Origin of the sequence: Prosthecobacter sp. (assembly GCF_044222565.1) — a bacterium.
Classification (GTDB): domain Bacteria; phylum Verrucomicrobiota; class Verrucomicrobiia; order Verrucomicrobiales; family Verrucomicrobiaceae; genus Prosthecobacter.
Window position 1 is genome coordinate 9,863 of sequence record NZ_JBGANA010000016.1, and the last position, 12,196, is coordinate 22,058.

Annotated in this window: 1 protein-coding gene (only partly in view); it reads left to right on the forward strand. The window is 63.3% G+C overall.

Annotation, left to right across the window (positions count from 1 at the left end; genetic code table 11):
• Positions 1 to 12,196, forward strand: the 5' end (the start) of a protein-coding gene (locus ACILSR_RS21705) for an autotransporter-associated beta strand repeat-containing protein (protein ID WP_395751894.1). It continues 23,837 nt past the right edge of the window; only the first 12,196 of its 36,033 coding nucleotides appear in the window; the start codon lies at positions 1 to 3; the stop codon falls past the right edge of the window.

Genomic DNA, 12,196 nt, shown 5'->3' on the forward strand with positions numbered 1-12,196 from the left:
ATGAAAACATTACGACACAATCGCATCCTCCTCGGCTGGTTCATGACCGTGCTGGTGTTCGCCATGCAAGTCGCCACGCCTCTACGGGGAGCCACCTTTTACTGGGACCCCACCGGCGTCTCCGGCAGCGGCCAGACCCAGTCTGGGACTTGGGACACGACCACGGCCAACTGGGTGCCTAATGCGCCTTCAGGTTCTTCGCAGACCACGGCCGCATGGGTGAATTCCAACTCCAGCATCGCTCAATTTGGCATCGTTGGCAGCTCCACCAGCCAGAACATCACGCTCGGCAGCGCCGTCACTGCCAATGGGCTCCAGCTTGACAACACCAGCGGCTTCACCCTCCTCGGCGGCGGCACCGTGGCCGCCCCCGGTGGCAGCCTCACCCTGGCCGGGACGAACCCCACCATCACCATCGGCAGCACCACTGCCGCGGCTTCCGCCACCATCAATGCCGTGCTCAGCGGCACCAACGGCGTGACTGTGCAGCCTGGCGGCACAGCCACCTCCGCACGCCTCATCCTCGGCGCTGCCGGCACCGGAGCCAACTACGCCAACAACCTCACCGGCGGCATCACCGTGGCCAACAAGGCGACCGTGGAGGCCATCGTCCGCACCGGAAACAACAATCCGCTGGGCACCAACGCCATCACCCTGCAGGGCGGTTCCAATCTCGACCTCACCGGCACTCGTAACTCCACCATCGGCATCTCCGGCCGTTTGTTTGACATTACCGCGACCGGGGACACCGCCCGCGTCAATTTCAACGGCGTCGCCACCGGCGAAACGCTGCCCAGCCAGAGCCTTGTCGCCAGCGGTGGCAGCGGCCAGAACGTGGTGACCTTGAGCACCACTGTCGTGGGAACCTCGGGCACGATCCCCACCACCGCCTCCCTGTCAGTCGGCCAGCAGTTGAGCGGACCCGGCATCCCGGCGGGTGCTCGCGTCGGCCAGATTCTCAATGGCACGCAGTTTACCGTGGTGAATGCCAGCAATCAGGAACTGGACCTCACCTCCGCGATTAGCTCCATCACCGTCACCCCGCTGCTGACCTCCCAGCTCACCACCAATCCCACCCCCAGCCTGCCGCTGTCCCCCACGTTCACCCTTAATGGTCTCGACGGCTCCGCAGTCACCTCCATCCGCTACCTGGATGCCAACAACACGGTGCAGACCGTGGCCAACTACGCCGTGCAGTGGGTGGGCAAGGTGAACATCACCACCGCTGGCGGTTACACCTTCTTCGCCAGGCCGGATGACGGCGCGCGTATTTACATCGACGGCGTTCTGGTGCTGAACAACGACGGCGGCAAGGGCGCCACCGACCTCTCCAGCGCCGTGCTGCAGCTCGGCGTCGGCTACCATGACATCCGCGTCGATTATGTGCAGGGCACCGGCGGTGGCTCGCTGGATCTGGCATACGCCGGCCCTCAGACCTCCTATACCCGCACCAACCTCACGGCCGCCCTCTTCCAGGCGGAAACGAACACTGCGGCCGGCTCCAGCAATGCCATCGCTCTCGGCAACGATGTGATCGTCACTGGCAACGCAGGCATCAATCTCAAGGGCAACGGGGCCTCTTCCATCGCGCTGGGCGGCCTGCAGCTGAACACCGGGCTGACGCTGACCGTGAAAGCAACAGACTCCACCGGCGCCAATGAAGTCGTGGGCGGCAGCAGCGGCTTCGGGCAGACGCTGCGCTTTGCTGGCAGTTCCGTCTTCGGCTCCTCAGTCACCATCGACGCCAATCCGAACGTGGCCTTCGACGGCTCGGTTTCTGACGGCGGCGCAGCCATGACCCTGGTCAAAAAGGGCAACGGGCGCCTGTTCTTCAATCAGACCGCCACGGCCAACAATCTCGGCGTCGGTCATACCTCGATCATTGAAATGCAGGGCGTCAGCACCACGCTGACTCCCACCCTGGTGGCGAATTCCAACACCTTCACCGTTTCGGACGCCTCCACCCTGCGTCTGGGCATGACGGTCAGCGGCAACGGCATTCCCACCGGCGCATTCATCACCGCCATCAACGGCACCTCGGTCACTCTCTCGGCCTCCGCCACCGCCGCAGGATCGCAGGTCCTCAACTTCTCCTCCACCCCCACGCTGGTTCTGTCTGGCGGCACGGACTCGACCTCCGGCACCTTCAACCCCATCGGTTCCGCCACTGTCAGGCTCAACGGTGGCAACATGATCCTGGACTCCAAAGGTTCCACGATCGCGGGTGTGGGCCCCACCTTTGCAAACAACGTGCAGGTGGTCAAAGACGCCAGCATCCAGTCCACCGCCAATGCGGCCATCACCATCCTGGGCAGCAACAGCAACACCATCACCATCACCAACCAGTCCATCAGTTCCACCGCGATTCTCAACAGCACGAGTGTCACCGTCCCCAGCGGCACGGGCACCCTGCATGTGGGCCAGGTGGTGAGCGGCCCCGGCATCAATCCCGGCACCACCATCGCCGCCATCGTGAGCGGCACTCAGATCACGCTTTCTCAGCAGGCCGGCGTCGGCGCGGGTACGGCCAATCTCACCTACGGCACTACTTTGGTGCTCGACGCCATCTCCGGTGGTCTGCCGGTGGGAGATCCCGGTGCCACCCTGACGGTGGCCTCCGGCATCGTCGGAGATGCCTCCACGACCATCGTGATCCGCTCCACAGTCATGAACGCGGGCACCACGATCAGCGCCTCCCAGGCGCAGGTCACCTCCAGTGCTCAGACCACGGGCAACAGCGGCGTCACCCCCGGTGTGGTGGCCCTGCGCGGAGACAACTCGAACTTCCTCGGCACCCTCAGCTTTGAAGCCAATGCCGGCCTGCGCATCGAAGGCGTGAACGCCCTTTTCGGCAGAACCTTCGCCCTCAACAACGCCAACACCCTCTTCCTGCTCGAAGACGGCAACGGCACCGGCGGTGCTCAAAACCTCAACTTCAATGTCAACATCACGGTCAACAACAGCAACACCATCCAGGTGGGCCGCATCGGCACCTTGTTTGCCCCGTATTTTGCCCAGGCTGCGAACAAGACCGCCCAGATCTCCACGCTGAACATCAGCCAGGCCACCCTCATCGTCGCCAACAACAATGGCTACGGGCTTGAAGTCACCGGAGCCACCGCCTTCACCGGAGCACCCACCTTCCAGGTCAACAACGGCACCAACTCCAACGTCGTGCAGGGCCTGACCCTCACCGGCGTGGTTTCTGGCAACTCCAGTCTCACGAAGACCGGCGGCGGCACCCTGGCCCTCATGAATGCGGGCAACACGTTTGGCGGCACCGCCACCATCACCGGCACCTATGGGGTCAATGGTTCGGCCATCATCACCGCCACCAGCGTGGCCCAGCTGGCCGTGGGTGAGCGCGTGAGCAACGGCACCACCATCCCAGCCGGCGCCTTCATCACGGCGGTGAACGTGCAGAACTTCGCCGCCAGCTCCGCGACCGGCGCTACGACGGTCTATATCACCACGGATCCCACCACCATCTTTGCCAACACCATGCCTGTGACCGGCACCGGCATCGCCGCCAACACGACCGTCACTGGCTTCAGCAACAATGTTACATCCACCACCACCGGCTCCTCGGGCACCAATACAGTTACGGTCACCGGCGGATCGCTTATTGGCACCTATTCGGTGGGCAACACCCTCATCGCCGGCACTGGTATTCCCGCTGGTACGGTGATCACGGCCATCAATGGCAACGTCCTTACGCTCAATCAAAACATCACGGCCAACAATCCGACCATCAAGCGCTACTCGCTCACCCTGAGCAACGCCACCACCACCGCCAACCCCACCGTGACGCTGCAGCAGGTGACGCTGAACGCCAATTTGACCGGAGCTCCTGGCACGGTCACCGCTACGCCTGTCATCAACATCGCCGCCGGCACGGTCGCCGCGGCATCGGACGGTGCGCTGGGCAATGTAGCCAACCAGATTCTCATCAACAACAACGCCACCACCGGCGGTCTGCGCGCCACCGGGACCTTCTCCACCTCCCGAGCGATCATTTTGAACCAGGCCAGCAACTCCATTGAAGTGACCAAGGGCAACACCCTCACGCTCAATGATTCGGGTGCCGGCTCAGGCCTGTGGGTCACCACCAGCACCAACAACCTGCAGAAGAACGACGAAGGCACGCTCGTGCTCACTGCAGCTCCGGAGAGCGGCACCGGCGGAGTCTCCGCTTGGAACGGCACGCTGACCGTGGCACAGGGCAGCCTGCAGGTCACCAGCGCCGCAGCGTTCGGCTCCACCGGCTCCACCAATGCCGCCCTGCGCACCATCATCAATGACATCTCCGCCGAAGTGGCCCTGAACATCCCGGCCGGTGCCACGATCAACGAAACCTTCCAGATCAACACCCAGAACGGCCGCAACGTCTCCGGTATCAACTCTCTGGGCGCCATCCGCAACATGGCGGGCAACAACACGATCACCGCCCCGGTCATCATTTCCGGCACCCCCGCCGACAACAACTCCAAGAACGTCATTATCGCCGGTGTGGACACCGGCACTCAGCTCACTCTGGCTGGTGGTGCCCGCTCCAACTGGAGCGTCGGCGGTTCCGGGCAGTCGATGAACTTCTATCTTTCCGCCACAGGCACCGGTGTGGGCACACTTTCCGCTCCCCTCGTCAACCTGAACAACACTCCGGCAACCACCACGCTCTATAAGATCGGCACCGGCACCTGGAACATCACCACGGCCAATGCCTTCACGCCGAGCTTCCTCGCCTCCACCACCAGCGGTTCCAACTCGGTCGTGGTGGGCAGCACCAGCGGCTTCTTTGTCGGCATGAACATCAGCGGCAACCCGAACATCCCCGCGGGCAGCACGGTCACCGCCATCGTGGACGACACCCACGTCACGATTTCCAACAACGCCTCCGCGACCGTCAACAACGTGCTCACCACCTTTGGCTCCGCCACCTCCGGCATTGGCAACTTCAACATCAACCTGGGCACCATCGGTCTGTCGGGTGCCGGGGTGGTCAGCGGCACGGGCACAGTCTCCGTCCTGCCGAGCGCCGTGCTGAACATCGACAACAGCACCACCAACGTCAACAACCGCCTCTCCAACGCCCCGCTGACCATGTATGGAGCCAGGCTCAACATCACAGGCAACAGCGCTGCTGCCACCGTTGAGCAGACCGGCACCTTTACTGCGGGCAATGGTTTCAGCACCATCACCCTGACGCCGAACGCGAACCAGTCCACCACGCTCGTCCTGGGCGTCGCTGCTGCTGTGGCACGCAGCGCGGGCGGTACAGTCCTGTTCCGCGGCACCAATCTCGGGAATGCCTCCGGAGCCAACACTGCGGTGGTCACCGGACCGACCACCACGACCGGCCTGACCTTCATCGGGCAGGCAGGAGTGACCGGCTCCACCAACAAGGCCATCGTGCCTTGGGCTCTCGTTGACTCCAGTGCTTCCGGAAACGGTACTTCCTTTGCCACGGCGGACTCCGCCGGTGCCACCACCACGGGCACGAACATTCTGCGCCCTCTGACAGCCGGTGAAATGTCCACCACGCTTGCCTCCCTGGCCAACGTCTCTCTCAGCACCACTGGGAACGTGACCGCGCCTCTGACCATCAACTCCCTCACCCTGAACAGCGGTGGCAGAGTGAACGTGGGCCTGGCTCAGACTCTGACGCTGGACAGCGGCGGCATTCTGGCCTTCACGGGCAACACCGGCATCAATGGCGGCCTGCTTAGCACCACCAGCAACCGCGAGCTGATCGTCTTTGCCCTCGGAAATCTGAACATCAGCAGCGCCATCGTCGGCAGCTCCGGTGGTCTTTCCAAATCCGGAGCAGGCACCCTGACTTTGGGAGCCGTCAATACTTACACCGGCCTCACCACCGTCAGCCAGGGCACTCTTCAGCTCGCGGCGGGCAGCACGAACTCCATCTATTATAACAATGACCTCGTGGTCAATGCCGGCGGCACACTGGATCTGAACAGCAGCGTTCTTTTTGCCAACCGTCTGCGCAACGACGGCAACGTTTTCGTAGCCGGCAACGGCGGCTTGGTGACCAACAGTGGCAGCAGCCAGGCCACGCTGGTCCTGGCCAATGGCGGCGTCAACTGGGCCGGACAGATCAATGGCAACATCGCCGTGGTGCGCTCCATCGTGGGTGCTGGAACCAACGACTGGAACGTGTATGACGCCCAGGGCTACAGCGGCGCCACCCTTCTCAACGGCGGCCGCCTCCAGCTGCTGGACGCGGGCACTCTGCTCAACACCTCCGCGATCTCGCTCAACAACGCGAACCTGCTCATTCAGAACGCCTCCAATCTGGGCATCAACATCAACAACCGCATCAACGACGCAGCCCCCATCGACCTGCGCGGCAGTATGATCCAGTACCGCAACCGCACCGGTGGCAGCACCAGTGAAACCTTCGGCACTTTGACGCTGAATGGTGCGCAGAACATCATCGACGCCCAGCTGAGCAGTGTGAACATCAGCTCCTCGGATCTCACCTTCACCAGCCTGACCCAGGCTGCAGGTTCCCGTGCCACGATGCTCTTCCGTGGTGCCACTGGCCTCATCGGCAACAACGGCCGCGTGTTCTTCTCCACCGCTCCGTCCTTGAACAACAACCTGATCGCCAACGCCTCCGGCCAGACCGGCTGGGCCGTGACAGACCGTGACTGGGCCAGCTACGCAGCGGGCACCGGCGTCGGTTCGCTCAGCCAGGTGGGCTATGCTGGTTACGCTGCCAATCCGCTGAACACCATCAATACCGGCACCGCCACGGACAACCTCAAGATCTCCATGCCGGCGCTGCTCACCACCGGCTCCGCAGGGACCAACCTGCTCACCGTCAGCAGCACGGCCAGTCTGCAGGTCGGGCAGGCCATCACCGGACCTGGCGTGCCGGACGGCACCACCATCACGTCCATCACCAACGGCACGCAGTTCGTGATCAGCAACAATCTCACCGGTAACAATCCGACGATTGCAGCTTACCAGACGATGAATTCGGACCGGACGCTGAACACCCTGAATCTGGACACCAGCCGTACCGCCACGCTGGATCTCGGCGGCCACACCCTCACCCTTGCCGGTGGCGGCATCATCGCCTCCCAGACCGCCGACAACACTGCAAACGTGGTGGTGCTGAGTGCCTCGCTCACCAGCAATCAGGTCGTCGTTCAGTCCATTCCCTCCACCCTGGTCGTCGGCTCCGTCAATTTCAGCGACTCGGGCAGGACGGTGACCGCCATCGACTACGTGAACAACATCATCACGCTCAGCGCCAACGCTGCTACGGCGATCAACACCCCCACCACGCGCTCCTACATCAGTGCGCTTCCTTCGCTGCTCACCATCACCAATGGTAATCTCACCAGCGGCACCACCTCCGCACCGGCGGATCTGTACTACTGGGCGCTGCCTTACGGTTCGGGTCCCACCAACAACCGCATCCAGGTGCTGGGAGCAAACATCGTGGACAACACTGCTGGCGGCTCCGTCAGCCTGGTGCTGGGCGGCAACGTCACCGGGGCGATTGTGGGGCCTTACGTCACCTCCGTGGCCACCACCATCACCGGAAACAACACCTACACCGGCGGCACTTTTGTGAACTCCGGCTCCTGGATCCTCAAAACCCCGGGCGCCAACGGCAACAGCATCGTCTCGATCCCTGGCAACATCACCATCTCCGGCGGCAACAATGAAGAAAACAACGTGTATGGCGGCCAGGTGACCCTGGGGTCCGCCAACCAGATCAAGTCCACCGGCATCCTGACCCTGTATGGCGGCGGTTCGCTCGACCTGAATGATTTTGACCAGACCCTCGGCGGCATCATCATCAACAACACCGGCGGCGCGGCACCCACCATCGACATGGGCAGTGCTGGCCTCGTCCTCAACGGCAACATCACCGCCAACGCCTCCTCCGTGGGCAATGTGTCCCTCATCACCAGCGGCAACATCAACTACTCCTCCACCACGACCAATGGCAGCCCTGTGGTCACCGTCGCCAGCACGGACGGCCTGCTCGTCGGCGCCTCGGTCACCGGTACCGGCATTCCTGGTGGCGCCACCATTGCCGCCATCGTTGACAGCAACACGTATGTCCTTTCCGCCAATGCCACCACCACCGCCACGAACAACCTGACTTATGTCAATCTGGGCCGTCTGGACCTCGGCGGCAGCCCCCGCGTCTTTGACGTCGGAGCCATTGTGGCCAATGGCCAGAGCGTCGCACCGCTGCAGGCCACGCTGAACATCAGCGCGCCCATCGTCAACGGCGCTATCACCAAGAACGGAGCAGGACTTCTGCAGCTCGGGGCGCAGAGCATCTACACAGGCGGCACCACGGTCAACAACGGCGGCCTGATCATCGGCGCCAGCAGCATCGGCTCCGCCGTCGGCGCCACCGTCACCAGCGGCCCGGTGGGCACCGGCACTCTGACGCTGAATGCCACCAAGGCCAGCCTTGCCTCCACCACCGTCAGCGGCAGCAAGCAGCTGACGCTGACCAGCACCGCCAGCCTCCTCACCGGCATGGCCGTCACTGGCACCGGCATCCCGGCCGGAGCCATCATCATCAGCATCGATGACCCCACGCATGTGACCCTGTCTGTGCCGGCGACTGCCAGTGGCAGCCCCACTCTGGCCTACGCCTCCACCCCGGTGCTGGTCTCCACGGCCGCCACCAACATTCTGGGCAACAGCATCGTGGCCAATGGCGACCTGCGCTTTGACGGTCTGAACAGCCTGACACTGAACGGCGATGCCACCCTGGGAGCCACCGCCGCCATCAATGTGGTTCTGCCAACGATGACGGCCACCTTTGGGGGCAAAATCACTGGCAACCACACCTTTGACAAAAACGGCCTCGGTGTGCTGGCCTTCGCCAACTCCTACGTCTCCTCGGGCAATCTCAACAGCAGCACGATGACAGGCACGATCAACGTCAACGACGGCACCCTGCGCCTCATCGGACCCACCGGCGCCGCTACGACGACGCCTCTGGGCACCATGGCCATCGTCCTGAAGGGCGGCACGCTCGATCTGCGCAGCAACGGCGCCTCTTCCTATGGCAGCATCGTCATGGGCAACAATGTCAGCCTCGATGCCGGTCAGACCACGGCCACCATCAGCGTGGATCACACCACGAACCTGCCGAACTACGCCACCTCCCCTGCCAATACCAACAATACCGTTCAGATGGGCACCCTCGGCATCGCCGGCGGCCAGACCCTCGTGGTTACCGGGTCCAGCAGCTACAATCTGCGCTTCACCGGTGGCTCCTACACCGGCAGCGGCACTATTAACTTTGCCCCCAGCCTTGGCACCTCGCTCACCATCGGTGGTGGCTTCACCCCCACGCTGGGCTATGCCAACACCGGCGCGGGCACCCTCCTGCTCGGAGGCAACAACACCAACACCAACGCCACGAACATCACCACCGGCACTTTGATCGGCGCGGCTCCCACCGTGGACACCGTGAGCACACCGTTTGGTGTTGGTGCTGGCGCGACAGTGACGCTGAACAGCGGCGTGACCTTCCCGATCGTTCCCATCGGCGGCATGCCGCAGCAGGGATCTCCTCCCAACGGCTACACGCAGGGCGGTCTGGCCGTCAGCTACTACTCTGGTGGCGCCAGCAATTTGAACTCTGCCTTCGGCTCGGGCATGGCGCCCGGCGCCGTCCTCACCGGGGTCCTGCCCAACGACGCCAACTTCAACAACCGTCCTGCCATTTCGACCCAGCTGGCAGGCACGCAGGCGGTGTATTCCGGCCTGCTGAAAATCAACACCGCAGGGGATTACAACTTCCAGATCAACTCCAAGCAGGGCATGCTCGTCATTGATGGCGTGCCGGTGGCGGGATCGAATGTGGATCTCACCAGCGGCGCAGGCAGCATGGCCCTCGTGGCCGCCGGCACCGGGTCCATCCGCCTCTCCGCTGGTTATCACACCATCGTGTTCAAATCGAACAGCACCACCGGCAACGGCGGCGTGCAGCTGCTCTATGGTGGTCCTGACACCGCTTCGAACAACCTGCCCACCGGTATCTACACCGGCAACCCTGCTCCCAATCCGGAAGCCAACCTCCAGGCCATTCCTTCCTCCGCCCTGTATTGGACCACGGCCACCGCATCCGCTGCCAACGACTACAACAGCGCCGCCCAGATCAACAACGCCTTCATCGTTCCCGCCGCCGCCACCGTCACACTCGATGGCCAGGGCACGGACATCAACAGCACCATCGCCAGCCTCAACGCGGGCAACGGCTCCAAGGTCAACGTCAACAACCAGCTCGGCACCGGATGGATCGGAGTGCTCGGCACCACGACTCTCGGCAGCGGCACGACCCTCTCCCCCAACACGGGCAAACTGTACCTCATCGGTGGCATCTCCGACGGCGGTAATGGTGTGACCAAAACTGGAGACGGCACGCTGATCCTCGGTTCCAGCTCTGCGTTTACCGGAGCCATGACGGTGAACCAGGGCTTTGTGCAGCTCGCCGGAGCTAACGCGCTTTCCACCGGCGGCACCCTCATCACCCGCTTCGTGCAGCCTGTCAGCAACGTCAATTCGAACACGACCGTCGGTACAAACGTGGTCACAGTGGCAGACACCTCCGTCCTGAAGGTGGGTATGGCGGTCAGTGGCACCGGCATTGCCGCCGGCTCCTTCATCAGTGCCATCACCAGTGGTACGACTTACACGCTTTCCGCCAATGCCACCGCCACCGGTTCAGCCGTCTCCCTCGCCTATGATCCGTCCAGGCTCACCATCGTGGGCACCCCCTCGCAGAATTCACAGACTCTCACGGTAACTTCCACGGCGGGTCTCTCCGTCGGCATGGCTGTCTCCGGCGGCATCATCAATCCCGGCACCTACATTTCCGCCATCACGAACAGCACCACGATTGTCCTTTCCCAGCTGACTCAGAACGTGGGCACCTCCACGGTCAACATCACCTTCAACACAGACACCTACGGTGCCCTGGACCTGAACGGTATCGCCTCCAGCGTGGGGCGCGACATCACCCTCAACGGTGTCTCCCCCATCTTCCGCAACACCATCACACCTGTGGCCCTGTTCAACAGCAGCAGCACTGCGGCCAGCTTTGCTGGGAACGTCTCCATCGGCTCTGCGGTTGCGCCATTGGCCACCGCCATCGGCGGCTATGGCGACATCGAAATCTCCGGCGTGGTGCAGGATGGCGGCACCGCCGGCGTGGCCTGGAGCAAGGTGGGCCCTGGTGTTTTGACGCTCAGCGGAAACAACACCTTCACCGGCGCCCTTTCCGTCAACAACAGCGTGCTGAAACTGGGCAGTTCCACAGCTCTGGGCAGCACTGCTGGCGCCACCACCGTGGCCAGCGGAGCAACGGTGGACCTCAACGGCCAGAACGTGGGTGCTGAGCCTATCACGATCAGTGGTGCTGGTACCACGAGCCTCCCTTTCGCGAACACCCTGGGCGCCCTGGTCAACAGCAGCACCACCACCGCCGTTTACTCGGGCACGCTTACACTGGGCGCTGCCAGCAGCATTGGCGGCAATGGCAACATCAACCTCACCGGCGTTGTCACGGGTTCCACGCTCCTCACCAAGACGGGTTCGGGCACGCTGAACATCAGCGGCATCAACTCCACAACCGGTGGCATCACCGTCAATGCAGGCAGTGTCGTGGTCAGCGGTTCTGGCGTCATCCTCGGCGCGGGCGGCACCACCACCGTCAACACGGGCGCGACCCTCACGCTGGACTACGCCACCAATGCTCCTGGCCGTCTGGGCGGACGTCCAGTGACACTGAGCGGCGGCCTTCTCAACTTCGCGGGCAACACCACCACCACCTCCAATGAAACCGTCGCCGGCCAGGCACTGACGATCAATGCTGGTGCATCCCTGATCAGCATGACCGGAGCCACCGCCTCCACTGGCGCGGTGCTCTCCTTTGGCTCGCTGGCCCGTGGCGGTGCCGGCACGGCGCTGTTCCAGGGAACGAACCTGGGGACCGCCGCAGCAGGAAACAACGTCAGCAACATCATCTTCACCACCGCGCCTGGCGCCACAGGGCAGGGGGGCGGTGCCGCCACCGCCAACCGCGGCATTCTGCCTTGGGCGATCATCACGAACAATGGTGGCGCCACCTACAGCTTTGCCGCTCCCAGCGCCGCTGCCAACAACGGCCTGCAGGCTCTCGCCGTGGGCA